Origin of the sequence: Amphritea opalescens, from assembly GCF_003957515.1 — a bacterium.
Lineage (GTDB): Bacteria > Pseudomonadota > Gammaproteobacteria > Pseudomonadales > Balneatricaceae > Amphritea > Amphritea opalescens.
This window is the reverse complement of the sequence record NZ_RQXW01000002.1, coordinates 113,249-136,544: the sequence shown is the minus strand read 5'-3', so window position 1 is coordinate 136,544 and position 23,296 is coordinate 113,249. Positions and strand designations below refer to the sequence as shown.

Sequence of the window (23,296 nt, the reverse complement as noted above, 5' to 3'; positions counted from 1 at the left end):
CAAACTAATAAATAGTATTGATCCCCATCAAACTTCCTATTATTCAAACTACACTTTACTACCACCCACAGACTAAAGAAGTTCAACACCAAGATCATGAAACAGTTGCTCAAACTTTTTATTCTCTGTGCCATTACGATAGGAGACAGTCTTAATCTCCGGCCTCAGCCACCGGGTTAACAATAGCGTGGAGGACACATCACCAATCACTGTCACGTCACTATTCAACAAAGGCAGTATCGCTTCATAGCTAATCGATGACGGTAAAAGCTGTATACCTAAAGGTTGTAGATTAAGCGCATCTTCACCGCTATTCCGAGGGTGATATTTAACGGCTATGCTACCTTCTAGGCCATTAATAAGCGTTAAAACTTTATCTCTATAACCTGTATTTTTTTCAAATAGCGACTCATGAGGTAGCGTGATCAGCACATCCAGTCCATGAATCTGCTCTTTAGTAACACCATTCACCTGCAGCATCATTTGAGATAGCTGCTGTAGTGCATCCGATTGAAAGCTGTCGGCAGAGAGGCAATGCTTCACTTTGCCGTGAAGCCGGCTATCTATCAGCTCGGGAAAAGCCACATGGATCTCTTTTATCCACGCGGAAGCCCCTACCGTCACGGGATTTTTCCACCAAAAGCCATAAAACAACTTTTTCAGAAGGTTATCGACCACCACATCACCTAGGCCGCTTGAGGCTTCACGACCAACGTAGGTAAAGGTGCCCTCATCCATATAATGCCCTGTCACAGTTTGAGCCTGTGAACTAGCAATATGCATCGCGTACTGAAACTCTATCCGGCGATCATTACCAACAAATAGATGACCTGGGGACAAACGCTCAATCAAATCTTTAAGGTCACTAAAAAGACGACGCCTTTTTTTAAGCTTACTCAGCCCTCCTTTTAACCGACCAAAAAACAGATGCTGCTCGGCAAAAGGAGACAGCGCCCACTGCTGAACTAACTCAACAATCTGTGGGGTAGCACCTTCTGGCTGGTCAATAAAGACTAACACCGCTTTTTCATCTGAACGTTCGCCCGCAATCGCGGTCGCGGTAAACAGATGTAACAGAGTCGAAACGAAATATACAGAGCAGGACACTGATTAATCCTCTGTAGACAAACATTGAGAGGTTAGAGTATGCCACACAACCTCAGGTGTTAAGTTGGCAAACACTACGGGGTCAACCGATCTACCACTAGGTTCTTGCTTAGAGGCTTCAAGGCAGATCTGATCCTTACCGTAACCGCCCACCAAACCTGGGTCAGTCGGACCAAACAGGATCACATTGGGCCGATCAAGAGCCGCGGCCATGTGAGATAAACCCGTATCGACAGAAACACAGGCGGCGGCACCCGCGAGCACTTTGGTCACCTGAGCGAGGTTCAGCTTAGGTAATACCTCAACTCTGTCATGCCCCGCAGCCAGCCGTTCAGCTCGAGCCTTCTCTTCGGGGTTACCCCAAGGCAGCTTAATCGTCCAACCGGCGGAGATCGCTTTGACGATCAGCTCGCGCCAATACACTTCCGGCCAGTGCTTATCGAAACGAGTGGTGCTATGCAAAAATACCAGATAATCCGACACAGCGTTCTGGTCAGCCATAAAGTGCTGACGAATCGCAAAATCACCCCGTCCTTCAATTTCATAGCCTAGCGCTTGGGCAAATAGCTGCCGAGTACGTTCGACCGCATGCTGTTGCTTATCAACATGAAAACAACGCTGATAGAAATGCGCTGCCAGCGGCTCTCTCGCAGAACTCTTATCATAACCACAGCGCACCCCATGACTATAGCGAGTGACCAGTGCGGCGCTTTTTAATAACCCTTGCGCATCAATAACTAAATCATAATGCGTTTCGGCCAGTGCAGCGCGGTAACGTCGCCACTCCCCCTTGGAAAAGGTTTGCCAAAGGTTTTTTCGCCAGCGACGAATAGCCACCGGAATAACGCGATCGACGGCAGAATGCCAGCTTGGAATCTCCGCAAAGGCTTCTTCCACCACCCAGTCAAAACGGATTTCCGGAATCGCCTTAACGGCATCGGTCAATGCGGGCAGCGTATGGATAACATCCCCCATGGATGAGGTTTTCACAATCAGAACTTTCACGGGGATTCCTACCGGCCAAATAAAGGTATAAAGAAGGCTGCAGTATAGCATTTATGACTAATACGTCACCCTGCAGCGCTTTTGCTTTACCTCTATAAAAGCGACAAATCTTTTATTTTTATCGACACATCGGCAATTTTATCGCATTTCACTGACTTTATTACCCCATAGCCGATTCCCTTTTTCGCGTTTGCTGATTACAATCGTTAGCCTGAAAATTCTCTGAATCACGCTGCGTGCAACAGACCATCAACTCAGATCAATCAACTTTTTATATGTTCGAGGTAACCAATGGCAGCTTTTGGAACTGTGTTTATACCGGAAATGGCAATCTCCTGGTTTGACGGTAATAGCTGGAGCCCGGCGGAGATCGTCAGCAGTGAAAGCATACAACTGCATCCCGGAGCCCATGTACTGCACTATTCCAGCACCTGCTTTGAGGGCCTCAAGGCATTTCGCCATGAAGATGGATCGGTCAATATCTTCCGCATGGATCGTAATATTGAGCGTTTCTCACAGAGTAGCGAACTGCTGGCACTGCCAGAAATAGACAAAGACGCCACCGGCAAGATGATCATCGATATTGTCAGCCGCTTCAAAGACGATGTGCCAGAGCCTCCAGGTTCGATGTATATCCGTCCGACCCACTTCGGTACCGAGCCTGCCATAGGTAAAGCGGCATCGCCTTCAGTAACCTCGTGCCAGTATATTCTACTCTCACCGGTTGGCGATTACTTTGCCGGCGGTGATACCACGTTGCGTCTGTTGTTAGAAGAAGACGGTGCCCGCTGCGCGGCGCACATGGGCATGATTAAAAGTGGCGGCAACTATGCCAGCGCCCTGCGCCCGATCATGAAAGCTAAAGAAGAGTTCAATGCTGATCAGGTACTGTTCTGCCCCAATGGTGATGTACAGGAAACCGGCGCGGCTAACTTCTTGCTAATCGATGGTAACGAAGTCATTACTAAAGCGTTGGATGAAAGCTTTTTGCACGGTGTCACCCGCGACTCTATTCTGACCCTTGCTCGAGATCTCGGCATGGATGTTCAAGAGCGCCAACTGACTATTGATGAACTGCTCGAACGGGCCGCTAAACCCGGTTGTGAAGCAGCACTGTCCGGCACCGCCGCAGTACTGACACCCGTTGGCACACTGATTCATAATGGCAAAGACTATCCAGTTGGCAACGGCGGTATAGGAGCAACCACCCTAAAATTGCGCCAAGCCCTGAACGACATTCAGTGGGGTAAAGCTGAAGATAAGCATGGCTGGCTAACACGAATCTAATTCTTGCCAATCGATGAGGCGCAACCTAGTTGCAGCAAACCTCTCGATAACCTCGGTTACTTAAAGCCGTACAGCTCGACCTACCTACAAACCCCGCTACTTGCGGGGTTTTGTTTTTAAAAGCCCTCCGATATGCCGCCTTTTATATTTCCCTTAAAAACTGCACAATAACCGCATAAACCAATAATAAACGGACATAGCCATGCGCCCTGCCACGCCTGAGTTACTCACCATGCTGACGGAACTGATCGCCACCCCGTCGGTAAGTTGCACCGCGGCGCATTGGGATCAAAGCAACCTCAAAGTCATTGAAAAACTTGATCAATGGCTATCCGGCTTAGGCTTTAAAACCGACATCATGCCCATCCCCGGACACCCGGAGAAGGCAAACCTCATCGCCACACTCGGCAGTGGCCCTGGCGGATTAGTATTAGCGGGCCATACGGATACCGTGCCTTTTAATGCGGAGCGATGGAGTAGCGATCCCTTTAAACTCACCGAGAAAAATAATCGTTTTTACGGGCTTGGCACCTGCGATATGAAAGGCTTCTTCCCTATCGCCATCGAAGCGGCACGAAAATTTGTCGATAAAACGCTGCAACAACCCCTGATCATTCTCGCAACCGCCGATGAAGAAAGCTCCATGAACGGCGCCCGCGCACTGGCGGAAGCGGGTCGCCCCAAAGCACGCTATGCTGTGATTGGCGAGCCCACCAGCTTAAGACCTATCTATATGCACAAAGGCATTATGATGGAGCAGATAAAAATCACAGGGACGGCGGGCCACTCCTCAGACCCCGCCCTAGGGGCTAACGCAATCGACGCGATGCATTCGGTTTTAGGTCAATTGATCAGTTTTCGGCAGGAACTACAGCGGGATTATCAAAACAGCGATTTTAAAGTTTCCGTTCCCACCCTCAATCTCGGCTGTATTCATGGCGGTGATAATCCCAACCGGATCTGTGGCGCCTGCGAGCTTGAGTTTGATCTGCGCCCACTACCGGGCATGTCCGCCGACCTATTACGGGAAGCCATCAGCCAGCGCCTGCAGCCTCTGGAGAACCAGTTTGGTGTTTCCATTTCGACCGCCCCACTCTTCCCTGAGATTCGCCCATTTAGCAACGATAAACATTCAGAACTGGTCACCGCCGCCGAGGCACTAACGGGCTATCAGGCAGAGGCGGTGGCTTTCGGCACAGAAGCGCCGTTCTTACAGGATTTAGGCATGGATACTATCGTTATGGGGCCAGGCTCAATCGATCAGGCCCACCAGCCCGATGAATATTTGGCTTTTGATCAGATTAAGCCTACAGTAGCGGTACTGGAACAACTGATTGCAAGGTACTGTTTTTAATCGTGAATAATGATAGCAGCCAATACGTAAACTGGTTTCGTCACAGCTCGCCGTATATTAATGCTCACCGGGGGAAAACTTTCGTTCTGATGTTAGGAGGGGAGGCGCTCGCCGATCCAAACTTTGCCAACATCATCCACGATATCGCCCTACTCAACAGCCTCGGGGTTAAGCTGGTACTGATTCACGGTTCACGGCCGCAGATCGAAGCGCGACTGGAAAAGCAGAACATTGTCGATCGGGTACACCATCACCTACGTGTGACGGATACCGCCACGCTACGCTGTGTTATCGAATCAGCCGCTAGCCTACGAATCGAAATAGAAGCGAAGCTCTCTATGGGTCTTGCGAACTCCCCGATGCATGGCGCTAAGATTCGCGTCTGTAGTGGCAATTTTGTCACCGCTCGCCCCTTTGGGGTGTATAACGGTGTCGATCTTTGCCATACCGGTGAAGTGCGTCGCATCGACCAAGAGGCGATCCAACAGCAGCTGAGCATGAATAATATCGTGCTGTTATCTCACTTAGGCTACTCACCCACCGGTGAGATCTTTAACCTAGCAGTGGAAGATGTTGCCACTCAGGTGGCCATCAGTCTGGATGCTGATAAATTAATCATGTTTGGTGAAAAAAGTGGCGTGCGTGACAGCAATGACACCCTGCGCTCAGAACTACTAGCCGACACCGCAGAGCGGTTAGTAAATCAGTATATGACCAAGCATAGCGCGCCGGATCAGGTGCCCTCGGAGCTTTGTCGCCACCTCCAGGCGGCCGTCAAGGCATCCCGTCATGGTGTGGCCCGTAGCCACTTGATTAGCTACCGTGAAGATGGCGCTCTCGTCTCGGAACTGTTTAGCCGCAACGGCATCGGTACCATGGTGATCGAGCAATCCTACGAACAGGTCAGGCCCGCTACGATTGAAGATGTGGGCGGTATTCTAGAGCTTATCCGTCCAATGGAGGAAGCAGGCATCCTAGTCCGCCGTTCTCGGGAGCTACTAGAAGCAGAGATCAATCAATTTACGGTGGTCGCGCTCGATGGCGCAATCGTTGGCTGTGCCGCCCTTTACCCTTTCCCTGATGAACAGATTGGTGAACTCGCTTGTGTCGCCATTTCACCGGAATATCGGGGTGGTGAGCGGGGTGAATCCCTATTACAGGCGATCGAAGCCGCTGCTAGGGCGCAACAACTTAACCGGCTATTCGTATTAACAACACGCACAGCCCATTGGTTTATCGAACGTGGATTTGTCCCGACTGAGATCAGCAGCCTGCCTAATCGCAAGCAAGAGATGTATAACTTTCAGCGCAATTCTAAGGCCTTCGCCAAGCCGCTGCTATAGACTCGCTATTAGTTCAGCGGCATTCTAATCGAAAATAAAGCACCGCCGAGTGGCGACTCAGCAATCACCAGCTCGCCATCGTAGCTACTGAGAATATCAACAGCGACCGATAAGCCAATACCCTGACCTGGAGCCGAAGTATCCGCTCGCTCACCCCGTTTCAGAATCGTCTGACGCAACTCAGGAGAGATCCCTTCACCATCGTCAGCAATATCAATCTGCAACATCCCGCCGCCATTACTAAAGCTTACCGTGACTTGATGGCGACCATACTTAAAAGCATTCTCTAGGATATTCCCCAACAACTCCATCAGGTCCCGCTCATCCGCCGGTAACTGATAATCACCGGCTAACTGCAACGTCACCTGAATATCTTTATCACGATAAACCTTACTCAACGCCGCCGTCATTCGCTCAATCAGTGGCGCTACCGGTGTTTTTTTAGCTAGGACGCGCCCCTGACTTTTGACCGCGCGAGAAAGTTGATACTGAACAATCTGATCCATCCGGCCTGCCTGATCGGTCACCAACTTTTGATACTCATCAAAGCTTAACTTCTCCTGCCGCGCCCCCTGAATAACCGCTAGAGGTGTCTTCAAACTATGGGCCAGATCGCCCAAAGTATTGCGATAACGTTCACGCTGTAATCGTTCATTACTGATCAGCAGATTAAGGTTATCGGTGACGGCCTGTACTTCGCTAGGGTATTCACCGGTGAGCTTGTCACTCTGCCCCAACTCAATCCGTTTAAGATCCCCAGCCAACTGCGTCAGCGGCTTAAGGCCCCAACGAATCAACGCCGTTTCTACCAGCAAAAAGAGAAAAATAGCACCGCTCAACCATCCCCATAAACGGGTATTAAAGGCGTGCTGTTCGGTTTTAACCTCACTATCGGATTCCAAGACCGTAAACACATAGTTATGTTCTCGTCCGGCAATCTCCCATAGCAGGGCAAACTGATAAACAAACATCCCCTCCTGTGGCATGCGGGAAAACCGTGACTCACCTGTTTTCAAGCCTTCAACATCGAGTTGATCAAGCAGGGCATCGGTCAACAGTTTGGCGGATTCGGAATACCACACCAACATATCATTGCCATCATTCAGAAAACCATATAACCCAGATTCTACCTGACCATAACGAGGCTCCTGCAGTTCGTCAGGAATCATAATCCGGTCACCCTTGAGTTCAGCCGCTCCCAGAATCAGATAGACCTGCAGCTTCAACCGCTCCTCTTCGGCGGCCTCCAAACTATGGTGAAACGCCTGCTGCAAGGCAAAGCCGGTGAGCCCAAAGAACACGGGCAGTAACAACAGGGACGCTAGTAAGAGACGCGCGCGGAGGGCCTTAGGCATCATGCGTTATTAACAACTCCGGCGGGTAGATCGAAACGATACCCCAACCCGCGCACCGTCGCGATGGGTTGTAGTGACTGTTCAGGATCAAGCTTTTGGCGTAACCGACGAATAAACACCTCTAGCACGTTACTATCTCGGTCAAAATCCTGATGATACAGATGTTCCGTCAATTCACTCTTAGAGATCACTTTACCGGCATTCAACATCAGGTATTCAAGGGTACGGTATTCATAACTTGTGAGCTTAACCGACGTTTCATTGAGGTAAACATTACGGCCACTGCTATCAAGCTTTAACGGGCCGAACTCCAGCATCGGCTTGGCATGCCCAGCGGCTCGACGTAGTAGTGCATTCAAGCGGGCCATCAACTCTTCAATATGAAACGGCTTAACCAGATAGTCATCCGCACCCGCCTCAAGACCCTCAACTTTATCTTGCCAATCACCTCGGGCAGTTAAAATAAGCACAGGGAAATTAACATCATTTTTACGCCAACCGCGAATCACTTCTACCCCAGACAGTTTGGGTAAACCGATATCAACAACCGCAAGGTCATAGGGGAACTCATTGCCAAGATAAAGGCCCTCTTCGCCGTCTTCAGCTTCCTCAACTGCATAACCACTCTCTTGCAGTGCGGTTACCAGCTGTCGCCGCAGATCCGTATCGTCTTCAATAACCAGTATCTTCATCTCTCACTCCCTTCCCATTGATGGTGAAACCTTACGGGGATATCACCTGACCGCTACCGGCATCAATCAATACCGTTTTAACACGCCCTTTGTTAATCAGACGAATATGGTGGACTAACCGGCCACCACGTTTTTGTGTTTCCGCCTTAACCACTTTGCCGCCATAGTTATGTTTCGCTATCTTGGCTGCCTGCGGTAACGATACCGAATTGGCAGCAAGCATCATTGATACAAAACTGTATTCAGGCCTTACCTCAGTCACGCCTGCCACTGCTGTCGTTGCCGTGACTGTCATCAGCAAACCAAGAAGTGTATATGAGAACGCTCTGAGCATGATTATCATCCTTTACTGATAACTATTTAAGAAACGGGGGTCACATCAACCCGCACGGGTATCTGCTTGCCTGGGTGATGATCCATCCTGGTATGATAAGTACGACCATTATAGCGATAAGTTACATTATAACCGGTGACTCTTTCATAATATTCCACATCATGCTGCACGCTACACCGCGTTTCAGTACGATAGCCAACATTATTAGGACGCTGTCGATTATGAGTAACATCGTTACCGATAGAAGCACCTAACACAGCCCCGACCACGGCACCGACTTTTTTATTGTCTTGCCCATGGCCTAAGCCATTACCGATGGCTCCGCCAATAATACCGCCAAGTATCGGCCCCGTGTAGGATTTTTGCTGATGGCGAGGGGTTTCATAACGCACCTCTTCCTCCCAGCACTCTCGTCGAGGGGTACGACGTTCAGATTGCACCACGATAGGCTCTACCTGAACGACCTTTGCATACTCTCGATGATGCCGGCTTTCTTTATAACGGGAGTCGGCTTCCGCTACTGAAGAAAAAAGTCCTAAGGCCATCAAGCTACATACGATTATCTTTTTCATGGTTATTCTCCTTCTCTATTACTAGAGTCTGGAGTCTATTGTCGTCTCGCAGGACTGAACGAATCCTGAACTAAGCACTTTCGAATCTGGCTTTACCTAACTTCACGCTTAACTAATATCCCGTCCCTGCTGACGAGCACCCAAGTGATACTAAACAATACGGGCCAGACGACCAGAAAATATGGACGAAAAAAACCGACGGCTAGCGTCGGTTTTCTTACAGCACGTTATTCACGTGCAATATATAACCATTATTTAGTGTTACATTTCTTACAGCTACTGATACCTATGATGCGATACAGCGGGCACCAGCCAAACAGTGCAATAGCGATCAGAGGTACGCCGATCCATCCCCATGGGGTTTGAGGACCAACAAATACCAACGCAATCAGGATTAAACCGACGACGATACGCACCACTTTATCTATAGATCCGATATTCTTTTCCATCTTTCTATCCTCAGATTATTCAGGGTTAGATAAAGTATGGTCCTACTCCGAAATAAAGTCTGTGACAAAGTCACAGATAGACTTTATAACGCTGTTTTAGTGATCTTTAGCAGCATTTCTCACCGCACCTTTGTTGAGAAACAGCACCTGATTGCGACTCAAGGCGACCCACTCTTTCTGCTCAAACATCTTTAACTGACGGCTCACCACTTCTCGGGCGGTCCCCAGCTCATCCGCGATCTCCTGATGAGAGCGTAGCAGCACCGAACCGGGCCCAACATGTTCTATCAGATAGCGAGCAAGTCGTGTTTCAATCCGCTCGAATGCGATCTCCTGCACCAGCGTGATCAATTTAGCCAACCGTTCACCGTAGGAATCGAAGATAAATTGACGCAATCCGGCGGATTCGGTCATCGCCCGCTGAAACTCAGACAGCGGTAGTAAAAACGCTGTCACTTCCGTTTCTGTCACACCCTCGGCAGGGTACTCCTCCCCCCCTAATAGACAGGAGGTGGTGAGGACACAGGTACCTTGGTTTTCGATGCGGTACAGAATTAACTCCCGACCATTAGCATTACGGCCAAGCACCTTCACTACGCCTGAAATAACAATGATAAAGTGACTACAGACATTGCCCTGATGGAATACAACTTGATCCGCCGGTAGCTCGACCCGCTTCGCCCGACTCAGGATAGCAAGGCCGACCTCATCCAACGCCTCCAGTTGCGGAAATTGCTGTGTGAGTTGATTGATATTACTCATGGCCAGCCGGTTTATCCACAGCCTGACGTCGTGCGCGCACCGCCAAAATGACATAACGAATGTTGTAACTAAAGCCAATCACCAGCGCGATAGGCATGGTCACTAGAAACACACTACCCAGGGCGGGAGACGCCAATAATTGGCCCAACCAGAGGCATAACACACTCACAATCGCGACAGGAATACCGGTTAGCATCATCCGCTTAAGCCAACGATCAGAACGCACCTTTTTTTTATCTATTTCCATGACTCTCTCCACTGTTCTGAATTCGTTAAGAATACGATGTTATCCACCGAAACAATAGCCCAACGCATAAGACCATCGAATAGCAAACCCAGAGAACAAAAGACTCGGTTTCTTCTGCTGCTGATTTAACCGCAGGGGAGAGCACCTAAACATTATTATCAACAGATGCACTTATTCGTGGATTGTTAGATATTCCCGCTGAGAGTTTTGCTATAATCGGCGGTCTTATAGATATACCCACTTCAACCGCAGAGGATCTGTGCATGCCACAATATCGCTCCAAGACCTCCACCGCAGGTCGTAATATGGCCGGTGCCCGCGCACTTTGGCGCGCCACGGGGATGAAGGATGACGATTTTCAAAAGCCCATTATCGCTATCGCCAATTCATTTACCCAGTTTGTACCGGGCCACGTTCACCTAAAAGACATGGGTCAACTGGTCGCCCGTGAAATCGAAAAGGCGGGTGGTGTCGCTAAAGAATTCAATACCATCGCGATCGATGACGGTATCGCCATGGGTCATGATGGCATGCTCTACTCTCTGCCCTCGCGAGACATTATTGCGGATTCTGTCGAATATATGGTTAATGCCCACTGTGCCGATGCACTCGTGTGTATTTCCAACTGCGACAAAATCACACCGGGGATGCTAATGGCCGCTATGCGCCTCAACATCCCTGTAATTTTTGTCTCTGGCGGACCGATGGAAGCAGGTAAAACCAAGCTTTCTGAGAATAAGCTAGACCTGGTTGATGCCATGGTACTCGCGGTTGACCCGAACACCTCTGATGAGATGATCGATGCGGTTGAACGCTCCGCCTGCCCAACCTGCGGCTCATGTTCCGGCATGTTCACCGCTAACTCGATGAACTGCCTGGCTGAAGCACTCGGTCTAGCATTACCGGGTAATGGCACCGTGGTTGCAACCCACGCCGACCGAGAACAACTGTTCCTAGAAGCCGGTCGTAGCATCGTTAAGATGGCGAAACGTTATTACGAGCAAGATGATGATTCATTGCTGCCCCGCTCCATGGGCTTTAAAGCATTTGAAAATGCCATGACCCTCGATATTGCCATGGGTGGATCAACTAACACGATTCTGCACCTGTTAGCGATTGCCCAAGAAGCCGAAATCGACTTCACCATGGCCGATATTGACCGACTGTCACGCACCGTGCCTCAGCTGTGTAAGGTTGCACCGAACACACCGAAGTACCACGTTGAAGACGTACACCGTGCGGGCGGCATCATGGCGATTCTCGGTGAATTGGATCGTGCAGGAAAGCTGCACTCCGACACACCAACCGTCCATGCGCCCACCATGAAAGACGCTCTCGATAAGTGGGATATTATGCGTAATCCATCGCCTGAAGTGATGGAGTTCTATAAAGCAGGCCCCGCTGGTATTCCAACACAGGTCGCGTTTAGCCAAGCTACCCGCTGGCCAACACTGGATGGTGACCGTGAGAACGGCTGTATTCGTTCTATCGAGAATGCTTACTCCCTCGAAGGTGGCTTAGCGGTACTGCATGGCAACATCGCAGTCGATGGCTGCGTGGTCAAATCTGCCGGCGTCGATGAGTCGATTCTAGTATTTGAAGGCCCAGCCCATATCACCGAATCTCAGGATGAAGCTGTTGCCAATATCCTCGATGACAAAGTGAAAGCTGGCGATGTGGTAATCGTACGTTACGAAGGCCCTAAAGGCGGACCGGGCATGCAAGAGATGCTCTACCCGACCTCTTACATCAAGTCTAAAGGCTTGGGCAAAGAGTGCGCACTGCTGACCGATGGTCGATTCTCTGGCGGTACATCCGGCCTATCCATTGGCCACGTATCACCTGAAGCAGCCGCTGGCGGTGCAATTGGCTTGGTACGCAACGGTGATCGTATCCGTATCGATATTCCCAACCGCACCATCGACGTATTGCTCTCCGATGAAGAACTGGCACAACGTCGCGCTGAACAGGACGCCTTAGGCTGGAAACCGGTCGAAGCACGCCCTCGTAAAGTATCTGCGGCCCTAAAAGCCTACGCATTGTTGGCAACCTCTGCCGATAAGGGCGCGGTACGCGATCTCAGCAAACTAGACTAATCATTCACGATTATATCTGGTCAAAAAAAGCAGCCCTTCAATGGCTGCTTTTTTATAACCTTCGTTTACGACTTAACGCCTCTTTTAACCACTGTAAACCTGCCAGATAAGCCGCAAGGCTAACACCGTGACCAATATACGAAAAATCAACTGAAACCGCTCGGCGGGCACCTTTTTCAATAGATGCAGACCGATCCAAGTCCCCGCAAAACCGGCGACGATCATCAATATAATCAGAGGTAACCAATCGCTAAACGAAAAACCTATCAAGCCGAACACAAACATCTTTAATAGATGCTGCACGGTCATACAGGCTGCAAAGGTCGCCACTACGCGATACTTTTCATACCCCAAGCGATGCACAAAGGCGGCTACTAAAGGCCCTGTTGCACCGACAAACATCGTTAGTAATGTTGTTCCGGCGCCAGCCAATACCAAACCCGAGGGCGGTATCTCCTGCTTACCCAGCTTAGGCCCCCAGACCAGAAATAGAATAAACCCTGCCACGCAGAGCTGAATCACTTCAACCGGTAGTTGAACAACCACAAAATACGCAACCACCGCACCGATGACAGCCCCTAGCAAAAACAGTCGCAGCAATGGCCAGTCGATATGTTCACGGGTCAGGAAAGCACGATTACCATTCGACCCTACCTGAACCAAACCATGCACTGGGATTAACACCGCCGCGGGTACAACCGTCGCCATCACCGCGAGCAATAACACCCCACCACCAATACCCATCGCAGCGGTCATCATCGATGTCAGCATGCTCGTCATAATCAGTAATAGCGCTGTATCAACGCCCATAAGCTCTGGCAACCCGTTCACAATGATTCCTTTAACCTATAACAAAGCAGACAATAACAAACACATCGCAGCAAGGTGCCGCTAGCCACCAAAACCAAAAACGCACGGTCGTACCGTGCGTTGCGCATTAACTAATGATCTGACCGGAGGTCGACTAAGGCTCCTGCAACGACGCTAATACCTGATCAGCCCACTGTAAACTGTGACGGTAAGCCACTTCATAAAACGGCTTATCAAGGAGGTTACGCATCTGATCCCACTCGCCCCGTTCGTAGTGCTGTACTTCCGTGAGGATCTCACCTTTCTGATTAATATGGGACATGATCGCATCCTTAATTGAATCATTTAACGGAATCTGATCCAGCAGCACCTTCATTTCAGTATCCATCATGGCATCCAATTGCGACAGCAAACCAACCATAAAGAAGTTAATCGTCTGTGGATAACTCAGCATCTCTGCCAGCAGTTCACACATTCGTCCACGAATCAGCATTACCCGCGTAAGCTCCACCGGCTTATCCGATTGCCCACTGAGTAAAAACAGCGTTGCCCACTTCTTCACCTGATCCATACCGATCAAGGAGATCGCATGGGAGATCGATTCAATCTGCTTCGGCGTACTAAAGGCGGCAGAATTCACCAGCCTTAGGATTTTATAGGTCAGTGCGGGATCATTAATAACAATCTGTTCGACCGAATCAGCGGTAGCTGCAGGGTTATTCAGCTCTGATAATAGCTCTAGGATAAGGATCTTTGAACTACCAAAACTTTTCCCTTTAATAGACACGGGACGGCAGAGAAAATACCCCTGAAACAGATGAAAACCAGCACCGATCGCTCGTCTAAAGTCTTCTTGGCTCTCAACTTTGTCAGCCAATAGATGTACACGATACGGTTTACAAAAAGAGACTAACTGTTTTAGCTCGGCATCATCGTGACGTTGAAGGTCGATCTTGACCACATACATCAGATCTAACAAAGGAGTCTGTGCTTTATCGCCGGTATAGTGCGTCAGGGCAAATTTATAACCCTGCTCTTTACGAGCCCGTAAAACAGCTAATAACTCTTTAGAAATACCATCTTCGCGCAGCAACTCGAAGACAACGCTATCGTGAGGAAGGTTCGGCAGCATGTCCGACAACAGCATACTCTGCGTCAACTTAACGAACAGAGGTAACCGTTTAGTTTTACCACCGCTCGAAGCGACCGCATAGTTATTGAGAATAACGGAAGCGGTGGCTTGCTCATCCGAAAACTCTAATGGCATCGTGCCGTTATCAGACCGATACAACAGACTGTAAGCCTGCACATCCTGACTTTTATTGAAAATAGGCTGACGCGCTAACAGAACGGAACCGTCAGCTAATACATCTTCATCTAACGCAATACTCACAACTTATCCCCTGCTCAGATCTTCATCCAGTATAACCTAACCTTGCCTTCGGTAAGAGATACCGGAGAAAAAAACTATCCTCTGTTTATAGCATGTTAAACGTTAGAGAGTATGCCATTGATCTCCCAGTTTAAGCATCAAAAACGTGATTAACGGCCAATACTTAACAGCAAAGCCATCGGTTTCAAACACTCCTGTGATTATGGCCTGTTCCAATGCTGAGGAGCGAACCCAGATGAAACAGATCGTTCGGCGACAAAAAGCGTGCCGACCACCTTGCTGCCCTCCCCTAAATTTATAACCAGACGATTTAACTTTATGGCCACGTCAGATACAATGCAAAAACATTTGTTTGAATACAGGGAGGTTATTCGTCAATGGAAAAACTCAATCTTTGCAGTGACTGCTTTGTCCTATTGCAAACCGGACGCACATCCGCACATCAACACCTCGTCGAAAGAAATCATATTTACAACGACACACTCTTTGAATGCAACAACTGCCAGAACGTGCTCCGTTTAACCCATGTACCCCACCAGTGGAACGTTGTCGACAAGGAAGACCTCGAAGCAGGCAGTGCACAATCTGCCTAAGCCGCTACCCACGAGTGGCAACAACTAAGCGCGATATTTAAGACACTTGTAACCATCTATCTACGATTGCGTACAACCTCAAGCCCCTGGTGCTCGACTCACCATCGCAAAACAAAATCCGAACATTTCTTTGCCTAGGGGGCTCTGTTAAACTTAGCCCCAACCTAACACCGGCCGATTGCCGGACATATAATCCATCAGTCCGGAATAAAGAATGTCTCCTGTACCTTCCGATTCATCATCGCCACTGATTGCCCACCCCTTCCGGTGGTTTCTAGCGCTGCTAATCCTGTTATTTTTCTATCGCGAATGGATCGTTATCAGTTCACCGATAACCCTATTCTATGATGAAGCCTATTATCTCAGCTGGGCCCAAACACCTGATTGGGGCTACTATTCCAAACCACCGATGGTCGGTTGGCTCATCGCACTCACCACGGCGATTTTTGGCAATGCGGAGTGGGCCGTCAAACTAGCATCACCACTGCTCTACAGCGGTGCCGCTATCATTATCTACCGAACCGCCGAACACCTTGCTAACAGCCGAGCAGCGCTTATTAGCGGGGCAATCTTCCTGTTGATGCCGTTGATTGGGTTTAACAGCCTCTTTATCACCACCGACGCACCACTTATCTTTTTTTGGTGCCTATGCTTTTATGCTTTTATACAGGCAAAAGAGACCAATAGCGGCTATTGGTGGCTGTTAGCCGGTGTCGCTGGCGGCCTAGGCCTGCTCTCTAAATATACCTTTATCATCTTGCCCAGCACTTTTCTGCTATATGCTGTCCTCAGTCCCATCGGACGACAGTTATTACTCAACCCTCGATTTTGGTTCACCTGCCTGTTAGCGCTCAGCTTTCTCTTACCCAACCTGTACTGGAATTATCAACACGACTTCATCAGCTTTCAGCATACCGCCGAGATCTCTCATCAGAATAGCAGCTCTTTGAGCTTCAGCCGCTTAGTGGAGTTTTGGCTAGGACAGCTACTGGTTTTCGGCCCCGTCTTCCTCATCTATATGATCGTCAGAGGCCTAAGTCGCAAGCCCCGTAGCGAAACCGAAAAACTGCTTTGGAGCCTGTTTTGGCCCACCTTTGTGGTGCTCTCGGTACAAGCGTTTATGGCGCGGGCTAACGTCAACTGGGCTGGGCCTGCCTATATTGGCGCGACACTACTGACCGGCTATTACCTCAGCCAAGTCAAAGGCTACCGCTTATTGCTGACGGGGTTACTGGTTAATTTGTTATTCTCCGTATCCTTCTATCATTACGCGGCCGTCACCGACGCCCTAGGCATCGAACGAAAAGAGGGAACGGACCCTTATAAACGATTGCTTGGCTGGCCCCAGTTTGTGCATCAGTTTCAGCCTTGGTTTGACCAATATCCAGATTACAAACTGGCGAGTGATTCCCGTAAAATGCTGGCCTATTTTGGCTATTACATCAGTCCACAGGATTTTAAAGGGGTCGCGCTGAGCGAAAATGCTCATATTGAGGATCACTATGAACTTCAATACCCGTTATCAAAGAGTACAGCTAAGAAATTCCTATTTGTCAGTGAGCACGATATGGAGGCAAAACTGCACCGTTATTTCAGTGATGTAACCCTGCTGACCGAACAGAGCTATCCTCTTTATAGCAACTTTACCCGTACCGCACGACTATACAAAGTCAGTGACTTCAAAGGCATCCCAGGACAACAAGATCATGAGTAATACCTCGTTATTCACACGGCTGAAAGGTTTCCGCGCACTCATCCTCTTTCTGATCTGTGTGGCGGTCTTTATGTGTTTTCCTCAGATCGATCTATTTGTGGCAGGTCTTTTCTACGATGCGCCAAGCCAAAGCTTTATCTATAAGAACCAACTACTGATTCAATTCTTTTATCGACTGTTTGCCTACATTCAGATCCCCGTGCTACTGGGGCTTATCGTCGCGGGATTGCTGATCAAATTTAAAAAGCTAAACTTCAAACACTATAAAAAGTGGACTATCACCTTTTTATTGATCGCCCTTATTTTAGGCCCCGGCTTGCTGGTCAACACGGTCTTAAAAAATAACTCAATCGGTCGAGCACGTCCGGCACAGGTCGATAATTTTGGTGGTCATCAAACATTCACCCCCGCTTTTGTCTATTCCGGTGCATGCAGTAAAAACTGCTCATTTGTCAGCGGCCACGCCGCGATGGGATTCTACTTTATGATTCTCGGCTGGCTATTCACATCACGGCGAGCGTTCTGGGGCGGGTGTTTGGTGGGGGTTGTGCTGGGCTTTACCCGTATTGTCCAAGGAGGCCACTTCCTCAGTGACGTCATCTTTGCCTTCTGGGCGGTTTACTTCACTATTTGGGGGCTAGCCGTGCTATTTGGCTTTAAACACCCTCTCGATGATAAATCCAGTTAAGAGCATAAAGGTTTGATCAGGTGTAGGATATCAAACGCCATTGGCGGCCAACTGGTTACGGCCAAGATCCTTTGCCTGATATAGAGCCTGATCCGCCCGCTTCAGTACATCATGGATCGTTTCGTCATCCTGATGAATAAGACTGATGCCGGCGGTAATACCCACACCCAATCCTTCGATATTCAAACTGCCGACCAAGTGACTCACTTCCGTACGAAACCGTTCGTAAAACAAGGTCGCCTGTCTTGCTCCGGTGTAGGGCATCAAAGCAACAAACTCATCGCCGCCGAGGCGGATAAGCCAATCGGTGCGCCGTAGGTGTTGCCGACATAACGTTGCCATCGCGACCAACACCTCGTCACCTTTCTCATGCCCAAAGGTATCATTCACCCGTTTAAACCGATCGATATCCCACATCAAAACAGTGACGACCTCACCGTAGCGTTTAGTTCGGTCGAGGTACTCCGTCAACAATTGATTCAACTGCCGACGATTAGGTAGTTGGGTTAACGGGTCGGTCATACTCAACTCACGCAACTGTTCCTGCAGTCGATGGTTAGCCGTACGATTAGTCGCAACCCAAAGCACAGCGTCTTCATCGTTCACCTGAAAGCTCAACGCACTCACTCGCCCTTCAAACCAAAGGGTCTCAGCCGGCCCATCAACGTCCTCCAACCCCATAATATCGCGATTAGACAGCTCATATTCAACCACATGCATCTTTCGACGATTCAGTACAGCTGCGATCTCTTTAAGAAACCAGTTCGCTTTTGCGGGGACTAACACATCGCTGATACGCTTACCGATCAGATCTCGGCCATCATGATAATAACGTGTATCCCGACCACCAAAGATCGCCGCATAAACGCCACTTCGGGTCATCACAAAGGCGGGATCGGGTAACTGATCTAGCAGTTCTTTTAGGTGAAGTCTCTCAAGCGCTTTCATTATCTGCTCTCTGATAAAACATCTTCACATAAAGCATAGATCTTAACTGCCAGCATAACGAGGCCGAGTATCACCGAGAGCGAACCTAATAGGTAAAACAGATCAAATGTTGCCTTAGAGCAACCAAAAGGAGATTACCTGAAGCGTTTTAACTGTCCGGTATCGACGGACGGAGTCCATCAAACGGCCTACAATTAATCCGCTTCGGTATTGAGGCGCTCTACGCTAACTCGTTGTTCAATGGGGATAACAGCAGGGCCATACTGGTTAAAGATCGCCACATCGGCTGCATCTCGGCCATAGCCAAGGGTGACATAGCCGCCTTTGCGGTAAGTGTCGAATAGATCATATTGAGTGGCATCGAAGGTATACCAGCGACCACCGACATAAGCCTCAAACCAAGCATGTAGATCCATGGGTTGTAGATTATGTAGATAACCGACCACCATCCGCGCGGGAATACACAGGCTACGACAAAGCGCGATACCCAGATGTGCGAAATCGCGGCAAACCCCTGAAGGTTGTTGATTAACCTCTTGAGCAGACAGTAACAGATCACTCACACCCGGCTCATAACGAAACGTATTCCGTAACCAAGCTTCAATGGCGGCCACCTGGTCATAGCCGGGTAAGCAATCCTCCGTTATCTGATTTGCCATGTGGCCAAATCGGTCGGATTCACAGTAGCGGCTGGGTAGGAGAAAGCCGAGGACTTCACCCGGTAGCATCTGCACCTCAACAAAGGGCGCTCCCGGTGCTCGATCGAGAATATCGGCAATCATGACCCGTGATGAGGTATGAATCGAAAAATGCCCCTCAGGAGCAACGAGGCGTTGGCACAGGTTGCCGTAGTTATCGGTAAACTCAAATACCGGCACACTCGGATCAATTTTATACTCTTCGCGGGCAACCCATTGCAGCGCGCCACTACGAGGACGCAACATCAATACGAAGGGTGTTGGCACCGAGATATCAAAGACAAGATCACAGCTCGTTTGTAACCACATATGTTCATCCTTGCGGTTGTATTAGCGAAACCTTCATTGATTGATCACACCTCAGAAACTCGCGTTTCGAGGTGCGATAATTCACTCTTTTTCCGAAGCAGGCAGCCGACTAACATCGACGGACACACTTAATTTCTGACCTTTACCGCCATCAAAGAAGACCCCTTTCAACGGCGATACGTCACCGTAATCGCGCCCCCAAGCCGTAGTAATGTGATGCTCAGCGGGCATATTATTGTTGGTCGGGTCAAACTCAAACCAGCCTTCTCCGGGTGAAAAAACCGCAAACCAAGCATGGGAGGCATCACTACCTACCAATTTCTCCTGCCCTGGTGGTGGCAGAGTTTCCAGGTAACCACTGACATATCGTGCAGGAAAGCCTAATGACCGCAGGCAGCCGATCGCTAAATGAGCAAAGTCCTGACACACACCACGCTTATTACGTAACACCTCATCGAGAGGCGTTGCGATGCTGGTCGACTCAGGATCATAGGTAAAATCCGTATAGATCCGATCTGTCAGTTCCCGCACGGCGGATAGTAAGGGTCGATTACTGCCAAAAGAGGGGCGTGCATATTCTCGTAGAGAAACCGCCGCTTTAATCATCGGCGAGTTCAACACAAACTCGCGCGCCTCTAACACAGGCAATTCACGACTCTGCTGCAGCGCCACCAATGCCTGACCACAGGTATTACCAATATCCAGATCTAGCTCACATTCATGGCCATATTTACTATCATGAACATGAATATCGCTCACAACGTCAATTTTCAGTTCTTTATGAGGCTGCTCTAAGGAAAAGAAGTAAGCCTTATTGCCAAAGTAATCGATCCGTTGCTGGCCTAGCGTATGTGCAGGATAGATCTCTATTTTGCTATCCGTACAGCTTTGATAGTCGGTATTACGGGGTAGCAGGTAAGCTCTGTTATAGCACAGCGTTACCGGCTTCTCATATTCATAGTGGGTGATATGTCGAATACGGTAGTTCATAGCTCTTCATCCCAATCGGTACGTACCAACTGTTGATGCACCTTGATCTGATCAAAGTATTTTGTACTAATTTGATTCGAGGTTTCATGTAGTAGATGCTGCAAGCGAGACAATAACTGATCAAGCTCTACACGGGTACCGGCATCTTCATCTTCGACCACCAGCTCTTCCAACTGACACAGCTGAATCGCCGAAGAGGCCTCCAACATATACCTGTCTTCATCCGCCAACCCTGAACCATTAGTTGCCGAAGGCAGCTCGGCCAGATGTTTACGTAATTGATCAACCTGATAGAACACTGAACGGGGGTTACTACTATCCGACAACAACAGCTGCAACCCTTGAGCCATATCACTGCCGGAACGGTCTCGGCGGCGGAAGGTGATCAGCACCTCAGAACTCAACAACACCGATTCCAATACCTGCTGTTGCTGATACTTAGGTAGCACAGGCACTAATGAAGCCCGAATCAAGGAGACCGCCTGCAGCGCTTTCTCAACCCGAAGGCCCATATCAATAAAGCGCCAGCCGAGCCCACGTACCATGCTCTCCTGCCAGAGACCCGACAGTGCTAACAATGTGGTCACCAAGGGGTCGAGCGCTTCTTCTGGGGCGGCGGTGAGACCCTGTTTCAGGGATTCGGCCAACCCGCCGAGCTCATCTCGCAGATCATTGATGACCCGCTGAGTATCCGCCGACAGCATCTCACGCACCTGATCGGAACACTCCAACAGTGAGTTCAAGTTTGCCGTGACACTACCTGAACGTTTGCCATCGAGTACCACCGATAACAACTCAGCCTCAGGCTGCGCCGATTTAGGCGATCCTGACAACGTAAAGCCCGGATAGGTCGTGGTCAGCTGTGTCACCGTTTGCAATAACACCTGCTCGGTCTCTTTCGGCATATGGTAAGTACTGTTGATCTGTACGAACACCGTCCGCAACAGCCGCAGTGCCGCCTCAGCACGCACCGCATAACGTCCTAACCAATATAAATTTTCGACCACCCGACAAGGGAAGGCAATCCGCGGTTGCGCAGGAGTCGGCATCGGCAAAGGCTGCGACTCATGTAACGAAATCTGTCTTTCAGGCTCAGAGGCCAAGATCCAGGTATCTTTACTGGTCGCGCCTCGAAGGTTACTCAGATTAAGGCTTTTCGACTGACTACCCACCCGCGTCAGCCCACCGGGCATCACATGGTAGGATGAGTCCATCGCGACAGAGAAACCTCGCAGTATCGATGGTCGCGGTAGCAACTGGTTGTTTTTCCACGACGGGGTCGTCGATGGGCGGACATATTCCTGTGCTGTAAAAGATAAAGGCTCCTGACGTATCTTTTCAATCAGTGCCAAGCGTTTAGGTTCATCTAGCTCAGAACCAAAAATACTGTGTTCCGAGGGTCGACGAAAGCACTGTTTAATCACCAACTGGTCAATATGCTCAATCACATAGGTCAGATCCTGAGGATCACCACACCAATAGGTTTTAACCGATGATAGCTGTGCTTCACGGCCTAAGAAGTGATTAGCGATCTGCGGTAGATAACGTAATAACGCAGGATTCTCTAAGAAACCCGACCCCATGGGGTTAGCAACGATCACGCGACCAGAGCGAACCACTTCCAGTAAACCGGGCACACCAAGGCGAGAATCGCTCTTGAGTTCAACCGGGTCACAGTAAAAATCATCCACACGGCGTAACACCACATCGACCCGCTCTAAGCCACCTAAGGATTTCATCCACAGGTAACCTTTACTCACCCGCAGGTCACTCCCCTGAACCAAGGGAAAGCCAAGATAATTCGCTAAATAGGTGTGTTCGAAATAAGTTTCGTTATAAGAACCGGGGGTTAGAATCACAATCCGCGGTTGTTCTTGCGTAATCTGACTGGCTAAGCTGCTGAGCTTTAGCCGTAATGACTGAAAAAATATGGATAAACGGTGTACATGACTATCACGAAATAACGATGGCAGCACCCGTGACATCACCGTGCGGTTTTCCAACGCATAACCCGCACCACTCGGCGCTTGCGTTCGATCACCAATCACCAGCATCTTGCCCGTATGATCACGCACCATATCGGTCGCATGCATCACCAATTGATGTTCACCGGGTAACGACAGGCCATCACACGCACGCAAAAAACCGCCGTGACTGAAGATCAGCTCCGGCGGTAATACACCATGACGTATGAGTTCACGGTTGCCATACAGATCCTTTAAGACGAGATCCAATAGCTCAGCGCGTTCCTGTAGACCGGATTCAATGCTAGCCCACTCTTCGCTGGCAATCAGCGCAGGAACAGGGTCAAGCTGCCACGTGGCACTCGATGGGAAGCCACTATTATAAGTGGCGCCATCGTCGCGCAAGATACGTTCGGCCTTTTGCTGACGCTCAGAAATCCCTGGGGCACCCAAGGTTTTTAGTCCATCAAGCAGATACTGCCAATGCGGCTGAATCTCAGATTCGCTGCCATAGACCTCATCGTACCCAGAGCCGGCGGCTTTATAGTGCAGCCCCTCAGGGCTTTCTTCGGCTCGCGTTTCCATT

21 protein-coding genes are annotated in these 23,296 nt (G+C 49.5%); 6 read left to right on the top strand and 15 right to left on the bottom strand.

The window, feature by feature from the left end; all coding sequences use genetic code 11:
- Positions 1-72: 72 nt before the first annotated feature.
- Together EH243_RS02795 and rfaC are read right to left on the bottom strand one after the other, a co-directional pair.
- On the bottom strand, positions 73-1,107 hold the full coding sequence (locus EH243_RS02795) for a polysialyltransferase family glycosyltransferase (RefSeq protein ID WP_126157119.1): 1,035 nt from the start codon (positions 1,105-1,107) through the stop codon (positions 73-75).
- Positions 1,108-1,110: 3 nt separating this feature from the next.
- Positions 1,111-2,112: a lipopolysaccharide heptosyltransferase RfaC gene (rfaC, locus tag EH243_RS02790; RefSeq protein ID WP_126157118.1), complete on the bottom strand. Its 1,002-nt coding sequence runs from the start codon at positions 2,110-2,112 to the stop codon at positions 1,111-1,113.
- Between the two features lie 291 nt (positions 2,113-2,403).
- Between rfaC and EH243_RS02785 the strand changes: the two genes are divergently transcribed.
- From EH243_RS02785 to argA, 3 genes are all read left to right on the top strand, one after another.
- Positions 2,404-3,399 carry a branched-chain amino acid aminotransferase gene (locus tag EH243_RS02785; RefSeq protein WP_126157117.1) on the top strand — a complete coding sequence of 332 codons (996 nt, stop codon included), beginning with the start codon at positions 2,404-2,406 and terminating at the stop codon, positions 3,397-3,399.
- A 202-nt stretch (positions 3,400-3,601) separates the two neighbouring features.
- Positions 3,602-4,753 carry an acetylornithine deacetylase gene (gene argE / locus EH243_RS02780; RefSeq protein WP_126157116.1) on the top strand — a complete coding sequence of 384 codons (1,152 nt, stop codon included), beginning with the start codon at positions 3,602-3,604 and terminating at the stop codon, positions 4,751-4,753.
- 2 nt (positions 4,754-4,755) lie between these two features.
- Complete coding sequence (gene argA, locus EH243_RS02775; RefSeq protein WP_126157115.1) at positions 4,756-6,096, top strand: amino-acid N-acetyltransferase; 1,341 nt, start codon at positions 4,756-4,758, stop codon at positions 6,094-6,096.
- Positions 6,097-6,104: 8 nt separating this feature from the next.
- Here argA and EH243_RS02770 read toward each other — a convergent pair whose 3' ends face one another.
- From EH243_RS02770 to EH243_RS02740, 7 genes are all read right to left on the bottom strand, one after another.
- On the bottom strand, positions 6,105-7,454 hold the full coding sequence (locus tag EH243_RS02770; RefSeq protein WP_126157114.1) for an ATP-binding protein: 1,350 nt from the start codon (positions 7,452-7,454) through the stop codon (positions 6,105-6,107).
- On the bottom strand, positions 7,451-8,143 hold the full coding sequence (locus EH243_RS02765) for a response regulator transcription factor (protein WP_126157113.1): 693 nt from the start codon (positions 8,141-8,143) through the stop codon (positions 7,451-7,453). Before EH243_RS02765 ends, EH243_RS02770 begins: the two co-directional genes overlap by 4 nt.
- Before the next feature lie 31 nt (positions 8,144-8,174).
- A complete protein-coding gene (locus tag EH243_RS02760; protein ID WP_164549035.1) occupies positions 8,175-8,477 on the bottom strand; it encodes a PepSY domain-containing protein in 303 nt (100 codons plus the stop codon).
- A gap of 26 nt (positions 8,478-8,503) precedes the next feature.
- The gene (locus tag EH243_RS02755) at positions 8,504-9,049 is read right to left on the bottom strand and encodes a glycine zipper 2TM domain-containing protein (protein WP_126157111.1); all 546 of its coding nucleotides are present in this window, start codon (positions 9,047-9,049) and stop codon (positions 8,504-8,506) included.
- A gap of 251 nt (positions 9,050-9,300) precedes the next feature.
- A complete protein-coding gene (locus tag EH243_RS02750) occupies positions 9,301-9,498 on the bottom strand; it encodes a YgaP family membrane protein (RefSeq protein WP_126157110.1) in 198 nt (65 codons plus the stop codon).
- A gap of 96 nt (positions 9,499-9,594) precedes the next feature.
- A complete protein-coding gene (locus EH243_RS02745) occupies positions 9,595-10,260 on the bottom strand; it encodes a Crp/Fnr family transcriptional regulator (RefSeq protein ID WP_126157109.1) in 666 nt (221 codons plus the stop codon).
- Positions 10,253-10,507 (bottom strand): hypothetical protein, encoded by a 255-nt coding sequence (locus EH243_RS02740; RefSeq protein ID WP_126157108.1) that lies wholly within the window; start codon positions 10,505-10,507, stop codon positions 10,253-10,255. Before EH243_RS02740 ends, EH243_RS02745 begins: the two co-directional genes overlap by 8 nt.
- A gap of 263 nt (positions 10,508-10,770) precedes the next feature.
- Between EH243_RS02740 and ilvD the strand changes: the two genes are divergently transcribed.
- On the top strand, positions 10,771-12,603 hold the full coding sequence (gene ilvD / locus EH243_RS02735) for a dihydroxy-acid dehydratase (protein ID WP_126157107.1): 1,833 nt from the start codon (positions 10,771-10,773) through the stop codon (positions 12,601-12,603).
- A gap of 84 nt (positions 12,604-12,687) precedes the next feature.
- On the opposite strand, the gene EH243_RS02730 is transcribed toward ilvD, so the two are convergent.
- On the bottom strand, positions 12,688-13,434 hold the full coding sequence (locus EH243_RS02730; RefSeq protein ID WP_241234976.1) for a sulfite exporter TauE/SafE family protein: 747 nt from the start codon (positions 13,432-13,434) through the stop codon (positions 12,688-12,690).
- Positions 13,435-13,567: 133 nt separating this feature from the next.
- Entirely contained in the window at positions 13,568-14,806 is a 1,239-nt protein-coding gene (locus EH243_RS02725; protein WP_126157106.1) for an EAL and HDOD domain-containing protein, read from the bottom strand.
- An 807-nt stretch (positions 14,807-15,613) separates the two neighbouring features.
- On the opposite strand from EH243_RS02725, the gene EH243_RS02720 reads away from it, so the two are divergent.
- Positions 15,614-17,113: a glycosyltransferase family 39 protein gene (locus EH243_RS02720; protein ID WP_126157105.1), complete on the top strand. Its 1,500-nt coding sequence runs from the start codon at positions 15,614-15,616 to the stop codon at positions 17,111-17,113.
- On the top strand, positions 17,106-17,801 hold the full coding sequence (locus EH243_RS02715; RefSeq protein WP_126157104.1) for a phosphatase PAP2 family protein: 696 nt from the start codon (positions 17,106-17,108) through the stop codon (positions 17,799-17,801). Before EH243_RS02720 ends, EH243_RS02715 begins: the two co-directional genes overlap by 8 nt.
- A 30-nt stretch (positions 17,802-17,831) precedes the next feature.
- Here the strand turns inward: EH243_RS02715 and EH243_RS02710 are convergent, their stop codons facing one another.
- The 4 genes from EH243_RS02710 to EH243_RS02695 all read right to left on the bottom strand — a co-directional run bounded on the left by EH243_RS02710 (position 17,832) and on the right by EH243_RS02695 (position 23,295).
- On the bottom strand, positions 17,832-18,749 hold the full coding sequence (locus tag EH243_RS02710) for a GGDEF domain-containing protein (RefSeq protein WP_126157103.1): 918 nt from the start codon (positions 18,747-18,749) through the stop codon (positions 17,832-17,834).
- Positions 18,750-18,943: 194 nt separating this feature from the next.
- Complete coding sequence (locus EH243_RS02705) at positions 18,944-19,756, bottom strand: transglutaminase family protein (protein WP_126157102.1); 813 nt, start codon at positions 19,754-19,756, stop codon at positions 18,944-18,946.
- A gap of 81 nt (positions 19,757-19,837) precedes the next feature.
- The gene (locus EH243_RS02700) at positions 19,838-20,746 is read right to left on the bottom strand and encodes a transglutaminase family protein (RefSeq protein ID WP_126157101.1); all 909 of its coding nucleotides are present in this window, start codon (positions 20,744-20,746) and stop codon (positions 19,838-19,840) included.
- The gene (locus EH243_RS02695; RefSeq protein WP_126157100.1) at positions 20,743-23,295 is read right to left on the bottom strand and encodes a circularly permuted type 2 ATP-grasp protein; all 2,553 of its coding nucleotides are present in this window, start codon (positions 23,293-23,295) and stop codon (positions 20,743-20,745) included. Before EH243_RS02695 ends, EH243_RS02700 begins: the two co-directional genes overlap by 4 nt.
- Position 23,296 lies beyond the last annotated feature (1 nt).